Genomic DNA, 18,475 nt, shown 5'->3' with positions numbered 1-18,475 from the left:
GTCGATCTGGTCGTAAGCCATAAACTGGGCGGCGCCCTTCAGCGAGAGCACCTTGGTAATTGCCGCCGTCAGCGTCGTCTTACCGTGGTCGACGTGGCCGATGGTGCCGACGTTAATATGCGGTTTCGTCCGCTCGAATTTTTGCTTGGCCATGGATTTCTTGCTCCTTAAGACAATGCGCGAAAAGATGCCGCTCGTGCCAACAGGACTGGCACGAGCAGCCGGACGAGCTTCGCGCTCAGCTCGCCGCTATAGTCGGCTGGAGCCTACGACGGGACTTGAACCCGTGACCTCGTCTTTACCAAAGACGTGCTCTACCGACTGAGCTACGTAGGCATACACGAATAGAGTTGCGCTAGCGCTTCTCTATTCGATTGTGGTGGGCCGGGCAGGATTCGAACCTGCGAAGGCGTAAGCCAGCGATTTTACAGACCGCCCCGTTTGGCCACTTCGGTACCGACCCATTTCGTTGCGATGGAGCCGACGCAGGGACTTGAACCCTGAACCGGCGGTTTACAAAACCGCTGCTCTGCCAATTGAGCTACGCCGGCGCGTACCGACAGCGTCGAGCCATCGCTCAGCGCAGTGCATTCTAGCACAATCTGCGGTTTTGTGCAAATGGGATTCGGTTCGCAGTTCCGCTGCGCTTCAACAAGGGCAAAACGCCGTTGGCGGGCCATTTGCCGGCCAGCAGCTTGTGCGCTATGATGAATTGCATCGATAAGCAAAGGGCACGGGAGCGAAGCGATGCAATGGCTGCGGCGATTGTTTGGGCAGGCGGAAGAGGCCCCTTTTCTGTTGCTGCACGCGCGCTGCGCGCGGTGTGGCGCAGTGGTGCAGACACGCATTAATCTTTACAATGATTTGTCGGTCGAATATGATGATCGCGAAGAGCCAGCCGGCTATTGGATCCGCAAGGAACTGATGGACGACCGCTGTTTCCGGCTGATGACCGCTGAGTTGCGGTTTGACCGCCGGCGCCGCCTCATGAGCCAAGAGGTTATCGGCGGTCAGATTATTACCGCTGAAGAGTATGCAGCGGCGCGAAAACAAACGAACGGTTAGCATCCTAGCTCAGCAATGACAGCCGATAAGAGCAGCAGAGCAGTCCTGCGACATTTGTCTAGCAAGCGCCAGAAACCTCACTTATGCCTCGGCTTGTCGCTGCAACAGATCGGCACGCACCGGATGGAAGATGTCAAAGAAGGTTGCATCCTCTTCCATCACTGCTTCGTGCTCGACCCCACCGGGAATATGGACAATGTCGAGTGGGCCGAGTTCACGCCATTCTTCACCTACCCGAAAGCGCAAACGTCCGGTGACGACCAACGTCATCTGCTCGTGGGGATGGCTGTGGGCCGGCGCGACCGCCCCTTTGGGCGCATCGATCCGCACCGCCATCAATTCATTGCCGGCAAATGGACGCAGTGTCATCGCACCGATCATGAAACTCTTGATATCGGCGGTCTGGGCAGTAAGCATCGCATATCTCCTTTCAAGCTGATCAATCCCATCTTACCGTTGCTGCCGCATGAACGCAAGCCGGAGCGGGCCAGCAGAGATGTTATACTGAGGGGGCAAGGCGGCGTATGGCCCTTCGCCAGAGGACGTAGCGGCGCTGTGTCCGTGCAGGGGATACGCTTTGATGACAACCTAAGGAGAACCGTATGCGCCACGAGGATGCAGGTTGGCGAGAAACGCAACGGATCCGGTTGGACGTGAATAATGTGTTCGGGCCGAACGGTCTTACTCCGGCGGAGTTGGAGGCCGCAGCGGCGCGGGCTGCCGAGGCGATCGCGGCGGTGCAGCGCCGGCGCGAGGAACTTGGTTGGCCGTTGTTACCCGAACAAGACGTAACGCCGTTCGAACAGTTTGCCGCCGCGCACCGCGACCGGATCGACACGTTTGTGGTGCTGGGAATTGGCGGCTCGGCGCTAGGCAATATCGCGGTGCAGACCGCTATCAACGGGCCGTTTTACAATCTCTTGCCGCGCGAACAGCGCGGTTGGCCGCAGTTGCTGGTGTTGGATAATTCCGACCCGGAACTGAACGCCAGCGCGCTCCGTATGCTTGATCTACGGCGCACGATGTTTAACGTGATTAGCAAGAGCGGCACCACCGCCGAGACGATGGCTTCGTTCCTGTACTTTCGGCAGGCGCTGGTTGAGACGGTTGGCGAAGAAAAGCTCGGCGATCACATCGTGCTGACTACCGACCCCAGCAGCGGTTTCTTGCGCCAGATTGGGCAACGCGAGGGGTGGACAATGTTCGACTTGCCGCCGAAAGTGGGTGGGCGCTTCTCGGTGTTGACCGCGGTTGGTTTGCTCTCGGCAGCGATGACGGGGGTCAATCTCCGTGAGCTGTTGGCCGGCGCGGCTTACGGAGGCGAACGAGCGGCTAATCCTGATCCATTGCGCAACCCGGCAGCATTGGGTGCGCTGGTCAACTACCTTTGCTTCCGCAAAGGCAAGCCGATTGTGGTGATGATGCCCTACGCCAACCGGCTACGCGATGTGGCCGATTGGTTTGCCCAGTTGTGGGCCGAGAGTTTAGGGAAAGCGGTTGACCGGCAAGGAAAGCCAGCACGAGTCGGGCAGACACCGGTCAAGGCGCTTGGCGCAACCGATCAGCATTCGCAAGTTCAGCTTTATATGGAAGGGCCATATGACAAGCTGATTAACTTCATCGCGGTCGAACGGTATGCTGACGATGCACCAATTCCGACAGCGTATGCTGATTTGGAAGGGGTGAGTTATCTGGGTGGACACACCATGGCCGAGCTGATCCAAGCCGAGCAGCAGGCCACAGCGATTGCGTTGAGCGAGGCCGGCCAGCCGAATATGACCCACATCTTCCCTGAGATCAACGCCTTTACGCTCGGCCAGTTCATCATGTTGATGGAGATGCAGACGGCGATTGCCGGCGAGTTATACGATATCAACGCCTTCGACCAGCCCGGCGTTGAGGCAGGCAAGATCAACACGTATGCGTTGTTAGGCCGGCGCGGGTTTGAAGAGCGGCGGGTCGCGATCGCGGCGCGGGCGCAAGCGTTAGATTCGCGGTGGGTGGTGTGATCGTAGAGCCGCATGGCTGTGCGGCTCCGCACGACCGTGCGGCTCCACCACCCAATCACAAGGATATGATTATGTCCACATGGTTCTCACCCCCATTGTGGGTATCATCAGCGGTATGCGCCGTGATCGGCTTGATCGGCGGCAGCGCCTTCTGGTGGGCATCACGGGCATGGAGCATCTTCATCGCCGCGTTTTTGTGGGCGCTAATCGGGACGGTGGGCACCGTAATCGGGCGCAGTGCCAGCGAACGGCTGCGCTATGGCGATTGGAAGCATGCCACCCGGCTGGCACCGGTGCAGACCATTGTGCCTATGGGCGGATTTCTGGGTGTTGCCTTACTGACCGGCGCGCCATTGAATGCCGACCAGATTGTGGTCGTGTGCGGGATTGTGCTGGCGCTGGCGGTGCTGTTTTGGATTGGGTTACCGCTCACCTCGCCGTTTCGGGAACGGAAGTAAGCGGAGCGCCAAGGTCGCAGAGCGCGCACAGACTTGAACCCCACGGCACAATGACAGCAGGGGCGACAAGGCTAGGCAGGCATCCCGCTGATAGGGAGGATTGCTGCGGGTGCATAGCGCCTTCACAATGACAAGAGACTCCCTGCGCACAAATACAGAGAGGCATCGTGATGGATCACCCACCCCCATTACCAATCTACCCTCTCACCGAATTAGCCGCCTTGCGCGCCGAATGGCGCGCTGCCGACTTGAAGGTAGTGCTAACGAATGGGGTGTTTGATCTGTTGCATATCGGTCATGTGAACTATCTAACGGCAGCGCGCGAGCTAGGTGATCGGCTGATCGTAGCGATTAACAGCGACGAATCCACCCAACAGCTCAAAGGACCGCTGCGCCCGATTGTACCGGCAGCGGAACGCGCCGCGATCATCGCTGCGTTGCGCTGCGTTGACGCAGTGACGATCTTTGCCGAACGCACTGCTGAGGCAGTGGTAGCGGCGCTCGCGCCTGATGTGTACGTGAAGGGCGGTGATTACGGGCACGGCGCTGCCATCGACGAAGCCCGCTTGCCGGAAGCGCGAATTGCACGCGAACGCGGCGGCGAGGTGCGGTTATTGCCGTTTCATGATGGTCACGCCACAACCCGGTTGATCGAACGGATTGTGGCGCGGTACGGCAGCAGGGTGTAGCGACAAATGTGGAAAGCCACGGATTGACCCGGATCGGGATGGATGTAATGTGTGATCCGTGAATATCCGTCACATCCGTGCCCATCCGTGACCCATGCACCAGCCATTAGTCACCGATCAGCACAAACTCGGAAAAGATAGGGCACAGATCAGCCAAGAACGATTTTGGCCCCCTTACCTCAACCCTATTCAGACAATCTGAATCTGCAAATTCGCTGCCCGTTCAGCAAAACGCGAAATATCAAACAGGCTTGCGTTTTGAGCTTGGCCCGATCCGTGATTACCAATGAATGTTGCAGCATCGGCGAGGCACCAGCCTAGGAACGAAACAGCCACTCCTGCAACGGTGGTAACGTTCAAACGACCACTTGGAGCAGCCATAGCGGTGAAGGTATTAGCCTGCACAATCACATTCCGGCTCAGTGTTAGGTTCGCTACTCCCTCGATAACGTTGCCATCAAGCAACAGACGCGCGCACACATCATCGTTCAAAGCAAAGGTTGCCTCACCGTCAGATTGACGCAAGATATCTTCTAATAACGCAAACCCAATGCTCAATCTAACCAGATGGTTGCTACGAAGCTGAACGGTACCCATATAGGCTGTATTGATCGCCATCCGCGAGCCGCCCGGTGCGTTGGGTTGTCGATCGAGCTGGAGCAGATTGGCGACGCGTGACGCAACCAGTTCAACCGGCGCGGGCATGCCATACAGGCTAACGACGCCGTCAATGCGATTGTGTTCGAGCACCACCATATCGTCCTCGTCGAGCAGATCGACGATCGCGCCGAGGTTCTCTTCGTCGACGGCGCGCCGCTGATGAAGCATAAGCGCGGTGCCGGGACGAGATTTGACCGCAGCGGCGCGCAGATCGAACAGGATGTCGATCAGCGCAACGGTGTTGGCTTCGGCTTGATTGAGGGCAAATTCCAGCTTGCGGAGTTGGAGGAACTCGGCAAGGGGAGATGACCCTATCATTTCCCGGAGGGGAGCTTGCAATTCGCGGAGCAAAAGCGCGCGTTGATCAAGCGTCAGTTGGGCTAGTTCCACCGCGGCCTTGACCGCCGGCTCGCGCCATTCCGGCGCAAGTGCCAATCGCTCATCGGCGAAGAGATCGGCGAGCAGCGTGATTTGGGCTTTAGCGAACAGATTGTGCAACGGCCGGAAGGTGCGCTCGGGCACTGCCGCGGTGAAGGTATTGCCGCTCAGCCGCACATCGTCGCCGCCGGTGATAGCAACGAGAGCACTGCCATCAATGAATTGCGCTTGGTTGAGCCGGCCCGGCAGAGTGAGGCCACTGATCGCGCAATCGGCAATGATCACCCGCAGGCAACGATCAAACGAGAGGGCCGCCGTCCCGGCTTCTGGGATGAAGGCGATGTCGAGCGTGAGATTACGCAGCACAACCGAATCAAGTCCGCTCAGGAATAGCGGGCCGCCGAGGCGCACACTAGTGGCCGGGCCACAGCCTTTGATTTCGAGTACGAACGGATCGTTAGCGAGCGCCGGCTCGAGACGGATACTCCCGGCAGCGTGACGGCCAGCGCGCAAGCAGAGACAGATGCGGCGTTCGCCACGAGCGAGCAGCTCTTTGAGAGCCGTTTCGAGATTGGGAAAATCGCCGCCGTCGCCGATGCTCACGCAACAGCCGCCGCCACGGGGCCGCTGGCAAAGGATGTCAAGCGCCTCTTGGACGGTGCGGGCATTGGCCAGATCGGGACACATGCCGGGATCATAGGCGACATGGCTGGCGCGGCTGAGGTTGGCGTTGAAGAAGACGCGCGGCAAGACCGGTTCGCCGGCGCTATCAAGGAACGGCTTGCCATCGATCTCGACCAAGAAGGCTTCGACACGCTGGTTCTGGACAGTGGGACCAAGTTGCCACTGGCACGCGTAAATACCGTTTGTGCCGGCAGTCACATCAACACTCTTGCCGGTGACACCGCCAGCAGAGAGCTGGCCGGCAGCAGTTTGAGGCACCATCCGAAAGCGCACGCGAGCCGTGTTCACCGGTTGCTGGCCGTTGGTAACAGCCACTTGCAGCGGTTGGGTGAGGGTCGCGCCGGGCAGCGCCTCTTGACCATCGCCACCGATGGCATAGAACTGGATCAGCTCCGTCAGAGGCGGAAAGAGCCGGCGACAATCGTTGCGTTTCGTCCATCCGCTACCATTAAAGTCGAGCAGAGCTAATTTGCAATAGGCGTGGTGGATGCCGTGCGGACGCTGCGGCACCGGTTGGTTGCCAGAGCGCGGCCACTCGATATCGCCGGTGATGGCGCGGGCCGGAATGAGCCAGTAGTCGCCGGGGCGGAACGTACCGTTCTTGAGCCGGATCTGCACCCCTTGTTCGAGGTCGGTCCACGTCGCCGCATTAGTGGTAACGATCACCTCGCCGGTATCGGCAGGCATATCCCAACGACGCAGTTTGGGGTTGGGACCGAACGTGCTATACGCGATCGTTTGCCCGCCCGGATCGATAGTGACAACATTGCCTTCAACTTGCAGCAACTTGACCAGCAGACCCGATTCGCTCCACTTGTCACGCGCATCGTCGGTTAGCTCGACCCACTGGTTGGGTGCGAGGCCCAACACCTCGTCGCGACCAATGCTAGCGACAGTCAAGCGATTGGGATTAAGCGGATCTTGCCCGATCCAGCCAACTGCTACCGAACCATTTTCGCGCGACCACTTGAGCGCGATGCGGGTAGCTGAAACGATCCGATGCACTTCAACGCGGTAGAGCTGATTTTCTAGCCCGCGAAAGCCGGCTTGGGCCGGTACGACGCAGGGATCATTGACGGCCGGATCAGGCTCGGCGCGGGCTTCGAGCATGCCGCTGCTCCCGACCAGTAACGCATCCCACGCCGCATTGGGCGAGGCGCAATCGAGGGTGGCACCGGGATCGCCGACGCGCAACAGCTTAACCTGTGCCATCACCTGCAAGCGGGTCGTGGTGTCGGGACCGCCGAGGGCAACTTCGCGGAGGTTGGCGTCTTCGAGCGCGGTCACGTGGCGCTCCCAGACATCAAGGTAGGCAAGGTAAACCCCGGCAGGCAGCGTTGCATTGGCGGCCAAACTAGCCACCTGCGTTAGGGTTGTGACGGGCAGATCAGGTTGAGCGGTGATAGCGACCGTCTGCTCGTTCTCGACGCGGATGCCGGCGACGTAGTAGCGACCGGCGGTGATGTTGAGCATGCTGCCGGCGACAACAATGTCGAAGCCGGCTTGGCCCTGCGGGCCACCACACAGACCGATCAAATCAGCGCGAGCCACGCGCTCATCGTTGAGTTCGATCGCGATTTGCTCGTTCCAATCAGCATCGAGGGCGACACGCCCCTGTTGGTTGAGCACGCTACTGTAGTGTCTCGTGCGGTCGAATGTCCATCGGGTGAAATCACCGCGCATACAAAGCTCCTTTAGGGTAGAGGCACAAACGAGGCAGAGAGGCAAAGCGGGCAACGGCGCGAAGGGTGATAACGTAACGGTGCAAAGGGCGCAGAGGGTTTTGTTGGGTGATAAAAGAAGCCATACTCACACCTTTACGGTTTCACATCGTTAGCCTGAAATGGCGGCGCAGTCTGGCGTCACGAGGTGAACAAGACTCCGGCTTCAAGGCCCACCCGCAGGTACTCGGTAAGGGCAAGGCGCACGTTGGCGAGACGTTGGGTCTGTTGCACGAGATGAAATACACCTAATTCACCGCCGTCTTCAGTGCCTTGGGTGATGGCAGTGGGGCACGAGTGAGCCAGTTGCATGTAGGCAGGATGGCCGAACTGGGTGCTGGTGCAGGAGGGTGTAACTGAGAGGATCACGGCATTGCGCTGGGCGGCGGTGAGGGCAGCGATGGGCCGGTTACGAGCAGCGGCGAATGCAGCGAGGGCGAGATCGGGTTGGCAGCGAAAGCGGCGCGGCACCCGCGAGCCTGCGGCAAGGAAGCTGAAGCGGGTGCAACCGATCTGGTGGCGTGCAACCAGCACGCGACCGAACATGATGCTTTCAGAGATGAGATCGATCTGGCGCACGCGGACTTCACCGCGCACTGTGCAGCGAATAACACTTGCCGGTGGCCCAATCCTCTCGCCATTGGAGGCCGCGCAGGCGGGTACGGCCGGCGCGAAGGCGTCGAGGATTGAATCGCTGGCCATCAGACCGTCCGAATCTTCCGCCAGATGCACCGCGCCACTGATGCTCCGGGCCAGTTCGAGGCGCAGATCAGGATTGGGCGCGGCAGCGTGGATGCTGGGCCGGTTGGGAAACTGGGGGCTACCGGTAACGTCGAGGCGCCAGCCGGGCACGAGGGTGCAATGGCGGATGACCAACCGTTCGAGGCTACCGGCGGCTAGATCGATCCCGCCCTCGATCCAGCAGCCATCGAGCGTGAGTGACGCCCGATCGCCGTTACCGGTGACGCGCAGGTGATCGGCGAGGCGGATGAGCGGACGCCGGCCATCGGCGGCTTGAATCACGAGCGCCCGGCCGGGGGTCATGGTGATCGCTAGATCTTCGGCGTAGGTGGCACTGTCGAGTACGGTGATCACGCCGGTGGTCACAGATGAAGCTTGCCACGCCGCAATGGCCGCGGAAAGCGTGGTATGATCGCCGCCGCTCCGTTGGGCAACGGTGAGGGCAAGATCGTTAGGAGCAGCAATGGCGAGCGTTGCGCGGCGGGAACAGGGACCACCACCAATGTCAGCAGAGAAGCCGTAGGTGTAACTGACTATCAGATCAGAAGGCACGACGCCAGCGGGGAAGGCAAGCCGGCCACGCTGCGGATCAACCGCGACGCGGATTGGCAGCGACTGGCCAGCGTAGGTCTTGCTGGTTGGCGGGTGCCGCCAATCACCGAGATCGCAGATCAGGATCTCGGCGGCGGGGATCGGGACAAACTGGCCGGTACCGTCGGGAACGGCGATCTGGAAGGCAGGACGGGCAGGATCGAGATAGATGCTCTTTACTGGATGACCGGCGGCAATGCCGGCGCGCACCGCTTCGAGATCGTCGTACAATGCACGGCGACGCAATGGCAAAGGGAGATCGGGTTCGACGGCAAGCTGGGTAATTTCGATTTCGGTGCGTGGACGATTAAAGAGCGGAATGTCGTTGCCGAGCGGGCTAAAGAAGTAACGGCCATCGGGCGGATCGCTGGCCGGCTGGGGCGAGACGCCTTGCACAACATACGGTTGGAGTCGGCAGACAAACAGACCAACGTTAGAGATGTTGTAGCGACCGCGACCAGAAGCGATCCGACGCACTTCAGCGGTATGGTTGACGGTTTCGAGCGGGCCGCCAGTCAATGCGAGCGCGTTCGCGTTGCGCAACGAGGCGGTGGCCGGGCTATGCAGACGCACGTGGTTGAGATGCTGGGTGGTTGCCAGCCGCTCGAAATACTCAACAACGCGGCAAGGCCACCCGGTAACATCGCGGGCCAACTGTTTGAGCACCGGCGCAGTGCCTTTGCGGCGGCGGTAGCGCAGGGTATTGGCAACATAAGCGCGCTGGCTGAAATCGACCACTTCAGACAACTGGCGCAAATGGCGCACACCGAGCAGATCGCCAATGTAGGGAACCACCCACTCGGCGCAAGTCTCGATGAACCAGTCCGCGTATAGATCGGCAATATCGGTTTCGATCCGGGCCAACTCCTCACCGATGATTGTAAGCAGCGCGCGTAGCGGCTCGCCGCGCTCGGCATCACGGGCGCGGTAGAGGGCCGGCAGGAGTTCATACAGACGGTCGCGGGGCGATGGGTTCATAGGATTCCTTTGGGGGATTCACCCCCAGACCCTCTCTCCCACGGGGTGGAAGGAGAGGCACTGCTGAGCCAGCGGATCAGATAATACCGGCACTCATAGCGACACCACCTCAACAGCATGCATCACCAACTCGATTCCGGCTGGATCGAGCAGCAGCAACTCGGCTGGGATAATGGCATGGCCCGCAGGGCGCGCTGGCGAGGCGGCCAGCAAGGTGGGATGCGAACCGGTGCGCCCGCTGGCATAGGCCAGTTGGTCGAGATCGATAGCAATCACCCCGGCCACTGGCTGCATCACGGCGATCACTTCAGCGGCAGTGACCGGTTGGGCAAAATCGCGCTGGGTGAAGGAGAAGGCCGCGAACAGGGCTTGCGCGATAGCCGCTTCCACATCGTGAGCGAGATAGCGCGCGTCGTGACGAACGGTCGCCTTGAGCCGAAAGGTCAGCGGGATGAAACTGGCGAGTTCGACGGTCACCGTAGGATCGCGCACGGCATCGATCGCGTTCCGCAGACTGGCGAAAAGCGGATCGGATGGCGCAATCGGGTTGCCGCTGGCGCTGGCGACGGTAAGATGGACAACAAGTTGCTCGCTGCGGCGAAACGCTTGCGCCTGCGCCTTGCCGATGCCGGCGAAAGCCTCAGCAAAATCGGTAAAATCCTGCAACGAGACGATGCGATCGAGGGTCGATACCGTCTGCGGCGCGTTAGTGCGCGCGCTATCGAGCGTCTCGGGGTCTGCAGCCCCGCCGGCAGCGAGCGGGTTGGTCACACTGCGCGCGCCGGGAGGGCGGGTTTTGAGCAGGGCAAGCGCGCCGGCGCCCACTTCACTAGCCATACCGATCCCGAAGCGATAGGTCGCGGTGACATTTTCGGCGCCGGTTGGCAGGCGCGCACCATGCATACCATCGCCGAACTGGATGGTCGCCGAACTATCGTCGTTAAGGCGCACGATGTAGGCTTCGTCGTGAGGGCCGGCGAGATAGAGCGACGGCACTTCGCGCCATGCCACACCATTGACGCGCACGGTGAGAGTCGAGACGACACCAGACGGTGTACTGGCCGAGATGAAGGTCAACAGTGACTTCTTGAGCGTAAAGCAGTGACTTCTTGAGCGTAAAGCGTTGATGGGTCTGACTACCATCACCACTGCCGATCGGGGTCAGCGGCACGGTTTCGCCGTGGGTTGCGACCACGACGTTGGCGTAGATTAGCGTGGTCGAACGGATGAAGCGCGTTGCGCCCAACCCCTGATCGCGCAATACGATGGTGGTAAAGCCGGGATTGGAGTAAACTGCCTCGATGAAGACAACCACTGAGAGGGGCTGTTCGTCATCCTCGTTAACCTTACCGCTAACGATCAACGGCTGGCCCTTGACCAAATCTCGCACCGCCCCGGCAATCTCGATCTGATTGCCGGTGACCGGATCGGGAATTGGCTCTTCGGCCAGCGGCAACGGCTCGCTCTCGGCCAACACCACTGTCTCGCGGCGCTGAAAGCGGGCGATATTCTCATCTGTATCGACGGTCACGCGGGTGACCTGCCCAGAAAGACCAAAATTGGCGACGCCAACCGTCTCGTTGCGAGTAACGCGGTAAAGTTCGGCGTAGCCGGGAGTAAGCAGTGCCAACCAACTCCCCGCCACGATCTTGGGATAGGCAGCATCGAGTTCGATCTGACGTTGGCGACCATCAATCGCAAAGCCGGGCCACTCGTTCGACGCCCTAGCACCACCATACGCTCGCTGCACCTCTGCCGACATCAACCGCCAATCAGGGGCATTGAAGCCAAAGCGACGCGCGCTGCGGCGCAACGCAAAGGCCTGCGGCTGAGCCGCCGGCAGCATAGACGGGCGGTTCGAGCCGAGGCCGGGTTCCCATGTGACGACGGTATAGCCCCCGGTAGCGTCAGGATAGGTCTTGACCGACAGCACGCGGCGCAGGTCCCAACGTTCGTTGCCGGGATCGCGCTCGCGTTCGGCGCCAACCAGCAGCAGATAATCACCCACCTGCAAGCGCGTCTCGACGCCAGCCAAATAGAGCGTCGTCGCCCCCTTGCTCAGGTCTTGGGGCCGAGTTGGGCGCGGGCGCAGCGCATTCCACGCCTTGCGTGCGACAAACTCGACGTTAGTCTCGAAGGTCTGTGGCAGCTCGCCCTGTTTGGCCGGGATGCTCTGGACTTGGGTACCGGCAGGAATAACCGTCTGCGCTGGCGAGGCAGACGTATCGTCGAGGGTAAAAGCAAGATAGACCGAGGCCGCTACACCGGGTTTGAGTTCGTAGCCGATCGCGCGAGCCAACTGCAAGACTGAGAAGCGTTCGGTCGCGGTGCGGAGAAAGCCCTCGTTGGCGATCCGTTCTTGATAGAAGGTCAGCACATCAGCCAGCGTCGCGGCAGCGTCGAGCAAGGCGAGCGAAGGATCGGCGGCGGCGCGAGTAGCCAGCGCGGCGAGCGGACGCTGGCCGGTCGAGGTCACCTGTTGCGATAAGCGCGCCGCCATTCGGCGCAGAAACGAGCGGTGCGCGCCGAGCCGGTAGCGCAGTGCAGGTTGGCCGGGCGGGTTGGCATGCGGCGAGGGTGATGGCTCACGCTCGTCGCAACCGCACGGGGATGGTTTGGGATTGGTCATGAGCCGCCCTCCATAATGAACTCGATCCGGCCATGTTCAGGCCGGTTGGGGTTGTTATCACAGCGGATAATCTCGCGCTGGCCAACGTCAAGCTGGCCATTGGCCAACTCGCCGCGCGGCATTTTCCCCCAGCGCTGGAAACGTACCCGCGTTCCCGCTGTATCGATCCAGCGCACGCCGGGAATGGCCATCGCGGTGGCGATAAGGTGGCTAAGGTAGAGGGATTGGCCAAAGGTGAAGTTGTCGGGATGGAAGAACTGACGGGTACTGAAGCGTTCGAGCAGCGCAGCCTTGACATTGGCGGCGAAATAGCCAGCCTCGACGCAGACAACAAACGCCAGATCAAGCGGCACATAGATCGGCCCGTCAATCTCGATATCTTGCCCGGCCATGCGGTAACGTTCAAGGAAAGCGCGCAACTCAGTTTCAAACGCCGCATCAACCGGCAAGCCGCTACGCCGGTCAATGGTGATAAAAATCGTGTACCAGCTTCCCGTCCAACGGCGGGTAGCAACCGCGCGCTGCACGGATGGATGGCGTTCGGCCATTGTTGCGTAATCAGCGGGCGTCACTGCCCGTTCTTGGCGGCGAAAGGCGTGCGGCGCATACTGGCGAATCGCCTCAGGCGACTCTGGATCGCTCCCACCGAGGGCCGGCAGTGGGTTCCGCACACCGCGAATGCCGCTCTCGTTGGTAACGATGTGCGCCAGCGCATCAGCGCCGATATTGCCGGCTGACCCGCCGCCCACCCGATAGCGCGCCGCCAACGCCTCGCCTGCCGCCGGCGCGCGCCCAGTACGACCGTCGCCAAAGCGCAGGTACAAGCGACCGTCGTTCTCAAGTTCACCGACAAATTCGGGTTGGAAGCGATTACTGCTAAGTAGATCAGGCACGGGTCGCCACAAACCAGAGGCACTCGTGAGTGCGACGACGGGCAGAGTCCGCCCGGGTTCGGCGGAGCTCACCAACCGTGAGGCCGGGGTTGTGCGATCGACTGGCTCGAATGGCGCGGCAAAGGTCACGCCAACTTGCGCCAACGCGGGTCGGTAGCGAAGCGGATCGACCACCGGCGGCAACGTCTCGGCAGGGAGGGTCGCGCCGTGATCGGCCAGCACAATATTACCGAGCGCCACGCTCGCCGCTTGGCGCAGCTCACCACTCTCATCACGATCATCAGGCGGCACAGAGACAACGGTCAAATCGAGGATAAAAGGCAACGCATCGTCATCCATCCACTCGATTTCGGTCACAGCTAGCGGGTTGTTAGATGGCGGATCGGCAAACTGACCGCCGAGTGGATCGGTCGTCGCGATGACACGGGTCAGGCGCACAGCGTAGCGGCGAGTTGGATCAGCATCGGCGCGATAGCCGGTTTGCGGGTGGCGTTGCTCGATAAAAACCAGCACATCGCCGGGGCGAAGCGTGGCGCTGAGATCGCCGCGTAGCGTAGCGCGGGTACTGCCGGCAGGCAGACAACACTCTTCATCGCCCCAGAGGTAGAAGTCGATCTGGTTAAGCGCCGGATCAAGGTGCGCGCGATGCATTGTCTCAAAGACGAGCGGCTGCTGTTGGCGAGCAAGGGCCAGTTCGGTTGAGTTAGGCAGCAAACGGAGCGGCGCACCACCCACCTTGGTGAGCATGGGGGTACGGGCCGACAGCGTGAACGGTGCATCAACCTGCACCTGTACCCACACCCGCGCATTCGCGCCATCGTGGGGCGCATAATCGAGCAGGCGCGCATGGCGGCGCAACGACACCCGGCGGCGAGCTGTGCCGAGGTAGGCTTCAGTGGCGACTGCATCTTGATAGTAGCTGAGATAATCGCCAATGTAGGCCAACCCCTCAACAATCGCCACGCCGAGATCGGCCGGATTGCGTTCGCGCCAATCGGGTGAGACGGTCGCAAGCCGGTCGAAGAGCAATTGGCGCAAACTGGCGTAATCGCGGGCCAGATAATCGATTGGCGGCGACTCATCACTCTCTGGCGGGCAATCAACAGCCGGAGCGCAATCAAATTCGCTCGGACACTCAACCTTGAACGAGAACTCAATGCTGCTGAGGATGGGATCAAAGCCGGCGGGCGGGATCGGATCGGTGGGCGAACGGACAAGGCGCAGCGTGTAGGCTGAAAAGTCACCGGCCTGATTGACCCGCACCACTAAGGTGCGATCAGCCGCAGCCAGACCGTTGTAAAATGTCCGCTCGGCATTGGTGATACGCCCGGCGGCAATATCGGCGGGGCCGGCATCGGCGGCGCGCAAGACCCAGATCGCTTGAATGCCAGCGACACGCACACCGCCGGTTATCTGCACATTGGCCACGCTGAGACCCAACGGTGCCGACTTGATCATCTGCACCAGCAGCGTCTGTTGCGGTGGCGCGCCAGCCGGAGCGTCGCGGTCGAGCACTTCGAGCAGATCGATCCCGTTGAGCGGGATCGCAGCAGTACTCAGCACTTGTGCCCGGCGCGGATTTGCGCAGCGGAATTGGATACTCATAGCGTTACCCTGTTATGCTGTGGCGCTCTCACCCCGTCCCTCTCCTCGCAGAGCAGGGAGAGGGGGAATAGCCTTTTTCCCGGCCAGAGAGCTGCCCTCGCTGTGACCATCGTTCAACTTGCCAGTTCAACCACCCGGCGCTGCTGAGTACGCTGCACCACATACTGCACCGTCACCCGCAACGTTGCCTCCTCGGCCTCGATCGTTACCGACTCAACCCGGATCAACTCGCCGAGATACTCTTGCAACGCGCCTTGCACCAAAAACTCCAGCGCTGCGGCCAGTTCGGGGCTATTCGGCGCAAAGAGCAACTGGCGCAAACCAGCACCGAAACGAGGTCGGTTCACCCGCTCGCCGGGAGCAGTGAAGAGCAATTGTTCGATCATTTGGCGAATGTGGGCCTCGTCATCGGCGCGCGCCGTGCGCCCGCCACCGTCAATCGCATAAGGAAACGCGATCTGCATCATTGCCCCCTGACCCGGATCTGGGTCATCACAACATTGACCGGCGTGCCATTTGGCACACAGGTAGCTTGGCTATCTTGCAACAACACAGGTTGCCCGCCGGCACGCACCCGAGTCGCGCCCGTCGTCCATTGAGCGGTTACGCAAGGCATCGGATTCGTGCCGGTAGTGAAAGGGCAACCGGCAACTGTATGCGGCGCGCTGAGCGTCACCACCGGTTGGCCACCCACCCGCACCCGTGGATTGGGCGCAGTGGCTTGGGCCTGACCGCCATGCGCACAAAGGATAGTCGCGCCAACGTGGAGCAGAAAGCCGGCCATCACGTCACCTCCAACGCACCGTCGTTGAGCGAAATCTGCGGCCCGCTCAGCTTGATCGAACCGCCTTGGCCGTTATTAATCTCGATACCTGTCGCGGTAATCGCAATCTTGGCCCCGGTCGCCGTCTCTATCGTAATCCCGCCAACTCCCGGCAGTTCGTTGATCGTGATCGTGCTGGTATTCGTCTTGAGCACCTTCATCTCAGCGACTGCCGGCGCAGCCGGCGCTTCACCGGTGCCCCAGAAACAACCGCTCCAGATCGGATAATCGGGATCGCCGCCTTCAAACTCAACCCAAACATTAGCGCCGGTGGGCGGGATGAGGAACAAACCCACGCCATTGCCGGCAAAGGGCACGCACGGCATCGCCCAACTAGCCCGGCCCTCACCAAGCACGGCGGGCACGCTTACTTGTACGCGGCCCTGTTGCAACGGATCGAGATTATGCTCGACTTTACCGCGATACTTCCCGAAAAACTGGCTCATGGCAACACCACCGGTACCGTTGAACCCAGCCCCTCACGGGTAAGGGTAAAGTTCTGTTTGAACCCGTCACGGCTAATTTGATGCTTCACCTGTTTGACGTAGTAGAGACCATCGTAACTAAAGCCGGCACCGCGCAGACCAACCAACCCGCGCGCCTGCAAAAGGCTGCCGTAGCGTGCAGTATCGAGTTCACCTTCAACGGTCAGCACATCGCTAGAGGCGTCGGTGGCGGCTTGCGCTTGGGCCAGCGCCTGCATCGCATTCAGGCCGGCGCCGCGAAAGATCGTGCTGCGGGCAAACGACCCTAGCGCCGGCAGGCTGGCGAGCGGCGGGCGAAGACTGGCGAACGAGCGCACCGGAATGTTTTGGCCGGTCGTGCGATCTTGCACCTGCCCGGCCAGCGTGGTCGCGGTGAGCGGATCGTGCTGGAAGTTGATCGAAGTAGCATTCGTGGCCGGCCCCATATTGACGGTCAGCGCCCGTTGCGGCACCCCGATGCGCACTGGCGGCCCCCAGTAGGCAGTGTTAGTGAGCGGCGCAGGACCGGGAGCGACGTAGAAGACGTAAGCAAAGCGTTCGGCCATTTGGCGCAGATAAGCCAGATCGGTCGCCTGTTGCACCGGTGTGCGCTCGATTGGCAACGGCATATCAACGGTTGGCGGCGGAATGACCAGCGGAATGAGACCATACTGGGCATAGCTGGCGATAATCTTGAGCGCGATCACCGCTTCGGATTGGGCTGGATGCTCAACCGACTTCTCTTCCCGATCCATCGCTACACTCACATCCTCGCCGGTGATGGTTAGAGTCGCCGAACCGGGTTGGTCGCCGGGTTGCAGTTGCTGGTTGGTAATCAGACCATCCATCACCACCTGCGGCAACGCGCCAAACCAGACAATGAGCACCACCCGATTGCCGACACGCAACAGCGGCCCAGCGAGCAAGGCATAATCGAGCAGATCGCCACGTTCGCGGCCAAGTTGAAAGACCATCTGAAACCCAGAGCGCCCCTCGTCGCGGTGCGTCACCTCGGCGCTGGCGAGTGCAGCGAGCAGCGATGGCGGCGCCGGCACAGGAATGGTCGGGCCGATCAAGATGGTCAAGCGAGTACTGAGCAGGGTCATTGCGTTCTACCCTTCAAAGGTTGGCACTGCTATCCGCAGCAACTGACCAATCTCAGCGGTGAGATCAAACGGATTCATAGCGTCGTTGGCGTCGCAGATGCGCCAAAACTGTTCGGAGTCGCCAAACGCACGATCTGCGATCAGGTCGAGCCGGTCGCCGCCGGTGACTTCGACGTCGGCCAGCAACGGCATCGCGGCGCCGGCAGGCAACAATCGGCGCCGCAGATAGACAATCTGGCGACCATCGGCAGTCGTGAGGGTAGCGGTTGCGATCCGGTAGTAGCGGCTATTAGGATGCAGCACAGCAGTGCCCCTTTCGTGCAGGTGAGCAGTTACAGCAACTTCGCCCCGGCACCGGCAGCGTCGAGCGAGCCGGTGCGGGCAATGGCCGCCATCGTTTCTTTGACGATCTGGTGGGCGAGGAAGAGATGATAGCCGGGGTTGGCTGCCGGCAGGTCGTTGTAGCTCAGTACACGCAGCCCAAGCGACACCTTAGCCCGGATTGGGTTAAGCTGCGGATCATACGCCTCTTCGGTAATGCTGAACTCGGTCAGGCGCACCGGCAGCACCCGCTTTGGCCCCCAGATAAAGAGCGTAAAAGGCGCTTGCGGCGGCAGAATCTCGATTGTGCCGGCGTTGAGTAGGGCAGTATTGGCGATCACTAGCGCGCTCTTAGGATAGATCAACACCTCGAGCGCCGCCAGTTGCGGATGCAAGCCGATGGCCGCCACACCTTGTTCAAGCTGGTCGGTAGCATCGAGTTCGCTATCGAGCTTGATCGTCTCGACCGGTGCGCCCTTGATACGCAGCGCATCAGCCCCCTCGCCGCCGGTTTGCGCTTCGAGCGTGCGCGACAACGTATCGGGGTTGTATTGGAAGACAATCACCGCCGGCTTGGGGTTGGGCAGATCGAAACTGACCAGTGCGCCTTTGAGCAGGCGGGGTGAACGGGGAAACGTGGTCATAGAGTCTCCTCGGCCA

17 protein-coding genes and 3 tRNA genes are annotated in these 18,475 nt (G+C 60.9%); 4 read left to right on the top strand and 16 right to left on the bottom strand.

Annotated elements, in window-relative coordinates; genetic code table 11:
- The 4 genes from Q1A59_RS06505 to Q1A59_RS06490 form a co-directional block, all read right to left on the bottom strand.
- On the bottom strand, positions 1-153 hold a 153-nt coding region (locus Q1A59_RS06505), incomplete at its 3' end, for a GTP-binding protein (protein ID WP_299644460.1).
- 107 nt (positions 154-260) lie between these two features.
- Positions 261-336 (bottom strand) — tRNA-Thr (locus tag Q1A59_RS06500).
- A 41-nt stretch (positions 337-377) separates the two neighbouring features.
- Positions 378-463 (bottom strand) — tRNA-Tyr (locus tag Q1A59_RS06495).
- Between the two features lie 12 nt (positions 464-475).
- Positions 476-551: transfer RNA gene (locus Q1A59_RS06490), tRNA-Thr, on the bottom strand.
- A 196-nt stretch (positions 552-747) separates the two neighbouring features.
- Here Q1A59_RS06490 and Q1A59_RS06485 point away from each other — a divergent pair.
- The gene (locus Q1A59_RS06485; protein WP_299644457.1) at positions 748-1,065 is read left to right on the top strand and encodes a hypothetical protein; all 318 of its coding nucleotides are present in this window, start codon (positions 748-750) and stop codon (positions 1,063-1,065) included.
- Between the two features lie 81 nt (positions 1,066-1,146).
- Here the strand turns inward: Q1A59_RS06485 and Q1A59_RS06480 are convergent, their stop codons facing one another.
- A complete protein-coding gene (locus tag Q1A59_RS06480) occupies positions 1,147-1,482 on the bottom strand; it encodes a cupin domain-containing protein (RefSeq protein WP_298405782.1) in 336 nt (111 codons plus the stop codon).
- A 185-nt stretch (positions 1,483-1,667) separates the two neighbouring features.
- Between Q1A59_RS06480 and Q1A59_RS06475 the strand changes: the two genes are divergently transcribed.
- The 3 genes from Q1A59_RS06475 to Q1A59_RS06465 all read left to right on the top strand — a co-directional run bounded on the left by Q1A59_RS06475 (position 1,668) and on the right by Q1A59_RS06465 (position 4,221).
- The gene (locus tag Q1A59_RS06475; protein ID WP_298405780.1) at positions 1,668-3,074 is read left to right on the top strand and encodes a glucose-6-phosphate isomerase; all 1,407 of its coding nucleotides are present in this window, start codon (positions 1,668-1,670) and stop codon (positions 3,072-3,074) included.
- A 71-nt stretch (positions 3,075-3,145) separates the two neighbouring features.
- Positions 3,146-3,532 carry a hypothetical protein gene (locus tag Q1A59_RS06470; protein ID WP_298405778.1) on the top strand — a complete coding sequence of 129 codons (387 nt, stop codon included), beginning with the start codon at positions 3,146-3,148 and terminating at the stop codon, positions 3,530-3,532.
- A gap of 170 nt (positions 3,533-3,702) precedes the next feature.
- Positions 3,703-4,221, top strand: coding sequence for an adenylyltransferase/cytidyltransferase family protein (locus Q1A59_RS06465; RefSeq protein WP_298405776.1), 519 nt, complete (start codon positions 3,703-3,705; stop codon positions 4,219-4,221).
- 189 nt (positions 4,222-4,410) lie between these two features.
- Here the strand turns inward: Q1A59_RS06465 and Q1A59_RS06460 are convergent, their stop codons facing one another.
- The 11 genes from Q1A59_RS06460 to Q1A59_RS06410 form a co-directional block, all read right to left on the bottom strand.
- On the bottom strand, positions 4,411-7,626 hold the full coding sequence (locus Q1A59_RS06460; RefSeq protein ID WP_298405774.1) for a DUF6519 domain-containing protein: 3,216 nt from the start codon (positions 7,624-7,626) through the stop codon (positions 4,411-4,413).
- Between the two features lie 179 nt (positions 7,627-7,805).
- On the bottom strand, positions 7,806-9,974 hold the full coding sequence (locus tag Q1A59_RS06455) for a phage tail protein (RefSeq protein WP_299644451.1): 2,169 nt from the start codon (positions 9,972-9,974) through the stop codon (positions 7,806-7,808).
- 93 nt (positions 9,975-10,067) lie between these two features.
- The gene (locus Q1A59_RS06450; protein ID WP_299644448.1) at positions 10,068-10,985 is read right to left on the bottom strand and encodes a putative baseplate assembly protein; all 918 of its coding nucleotides are present in this window, start codon (positions 10,983-10,985) and stop codon (positions 10,068-10,070) included.
- Complete coding sequence (locus Q1A59_RS06445; protein WP_299644445.1) at positions 10,915-12,603, bottom strand: hypothetical protein; 1,689 nt, start codon at positions 12,601-12,603, stop codon at positions 10,915-10,917. Before Q1A59_RS06445 ends, Q1A59_RS06450 begins: the two co-directional genes overlap by 71 nt.
- On the bottom strand, positions 12,600-15,101 hold the full coding sequence (locus Q1A59_RS06440) for a putative baseplate assembly protein (protein ID WP_298482786.1): 2,502 nt from the start codon (positions 15,099-15,101) through the stop codon (positions 12,600-12,602). Before Q1A59_RS06440 ends, Q1A59_RS06445 begins: the two co-directional genes overlap by 4 nt.
- A 113-nt stretch (positions 15,102-15,214) precedes the next feature.
- The gene (locus Q1A59_RS06435; RefSeq protein WP_298482784.1) at positions 15,215-15,565 is read right to left on the bottom strand and encodes a GPW/gp25 family protein; all 351 of its coding nucleotides are present in this window, start codon (positions 15,563-15,565) and stop codon (positions 15,215-15,217) included.
- Complete coding sequence (locus Q1A59_RS06430) at positions 15,565-15,885, bottom strand: hypothetical protein (protein ID WP_298405762.1); 321 nt, start codon at positions 15,883-15,885, stop codon at positions 15,565-15,567. Before Q1A59_RS06430 ends, Q1A59_RS06435 begins: the two co-directional genes overlap by 1 nt.
- Positions 15,885-16,370, bottom strand: a complete 486-nt coding sequence (locus Q1A59_RS06425; RefSeq protein ID WP_299644440.1) for a phage baseplate assembly protein V — start codon at positions 16,368-16,370, stop codon at positions 15,885-15,887. Before Q1A59_RS06425 ends, Q1A59_RS06430 begins: the two co-directional genes overlap by 1 nt.
- Positions 16,367-17,494, bottom strand: a complete 1,128-nt coding sequence (locus tag Q1A59_RS06420; protein ID WP_298405758.1) for a hypothetical protein — start codon at positions 17,492-17,494, stop codon at positions 16,367-16,369. The genes Q1A59_RS06425 and Q1A59_RS06420 overlap by 4 nt, the downstream gene beginning before the upstream one ends.
- A 6-nt stretch (positions 17,495-17,500) precedes the next feature.
- Positions 17,501-17,797: a hypothetical protein gene (locus tag Q1A59_RS06415; protein WP_298405756.1), complete on the bottom strand. Its 297-nt coding sequence runs from the start codon at positions 17,795-17,797 to the stop codon at positions 17,501-17,503.
- A gap of 29 nt (positions 17,798-17,826) precedes the next feature.
- On the bottom strand, positions 17,827-18,459 hold the full coding sequence (locus tag Q1A59_RS06410) for a hypothetical protein (RefSeq protein WP_298405754.1): 633 nt from the start codon (positions 18,457-18,459) through the stop codon (positions 17,827-17,829).
- Positions 18,460-18,475 lie beyond the last annotated feature (16 nt).

Source organism: uncultured Chloroflexus sp., from assembly GCF_937951745.1.
In the GTDB taxonomy this organism is placed as follows: Bacteria; Chloroflexota; Chloroflexia; order Chloroflexales; family Chloroflexaceae; genus Chloroflexus.
This window is presented reverse-complemented; position numbering and strand designations above follow the sequence as displayed.

What these genes read in the sequence shown, in the direction of transcription:
- Q1A59_RS06485 (WP_299644457.1), top strand. Translation starts at nt 748, where the DNA reads ATGCAATGGCTGCGGCGATTGTTTGGGCAGGCGGAAGAGGCCCCTTTT.
- Q1A59_RS06480 (WP_298405782.1), bottom strand. Translation starts at nt 1,482, where the DNA reads ATGCTTACTGCCCAGACCGCCGATATCAAGAGTTTCATGATCGGTGCG.
- Q1A59_RS06475 (WP_298405780.1), top strand. Translation starts at nt 1,668, where the DNA reads ATGCGCCACGAGGATGCAGGTTGGCGAGAAACGCAACGGATCCGGTTG.
- Q1A59_RS06470 (WP_298405778.1), top strand. Translation starts at nt 3,146, where the DNA reads ATGTCCACATGGTTCTCACCCCCATTGTGGGTATCATCAGCGGTATGC.
- Q1A59_RS06465 (WP_298405776.1), top strand. Translation starts at nt 3,703, where the DNA reads ATGGATCACCCACCCCCATTACCAATCTACCCTCTCACCGAATTAGCC.
- Q1A59_RS06460 (WP_298405774.1), bottom strand. Translation starts at nt 7,626, where the DNA reads ATGCGCGGTGATTTCACCCGATGGACATTCGACCGCACGAGACACTAC.
- Q1A59_RS06455 (WP_299644451.1), bottom strand. Translation starts at nt 9,974, where the DNA reads ATGAACCCATCGCCCCGCGACCGTCTGTATGAACTCCTGCCGGCCCTC.
- Q1A59_RS06445 (WP_299644445.1), bottom strand. Translation starts at nt 12,603, where the DNA reads ATGACCAATCCCAAACCATCCCCGTGCGGTTGCGACGAGCGTGAGCCA.
- Q1A59_RS06440 (WP_298482786.1), bottom strand. Translation starts at nt 15,101, where the DNA reads ATGAGTATCCAATTCCGCTGCGCAAATCCGCGCCGGGCACAAGTGCTG.
- Q1A59_RS06435 (WP_298482784.1), bottom strand. Translation starts at nt 15,565, where the DNA reads ATGCAGATCGCGTTTCCTTATGCGATTGACGGTGGCGGGCGCACGGCG.
- Q1A59_RS06430 (WP_298405762.1), bottom strand. Translation starts at nt 15,885, where the DNA reads ATGGCCGGCTTTCTGCTCCACGTTGGCGCGACTATCCTTTGTGCGCAT.
- Q1A59_RS06425 (WP_299644440.1), bottom strand. Translation starts at nt 16,370, where the DNA reads ATGAGCCAGTTTTTCGGGAAGTATCGCGGTAAAGTCGAGCATAATCTC.
- Q1A59_RS06420 (WP_298405758.1), bottom strand. Translation starts at nt 17,494, where the DNA reads ATGACCCTGCTCAGTACTCGCTTGACCATCTTGATCGGCCCGACCATT.
- Q1A59_RS06410 (WP_298405754.1), bottom strand. Translation starts at nt 18,459, where the DNA reads ATGACCACGTTTCCCCGTTCACCCCGCCTGCTCAAAGGCGCACTGGTC.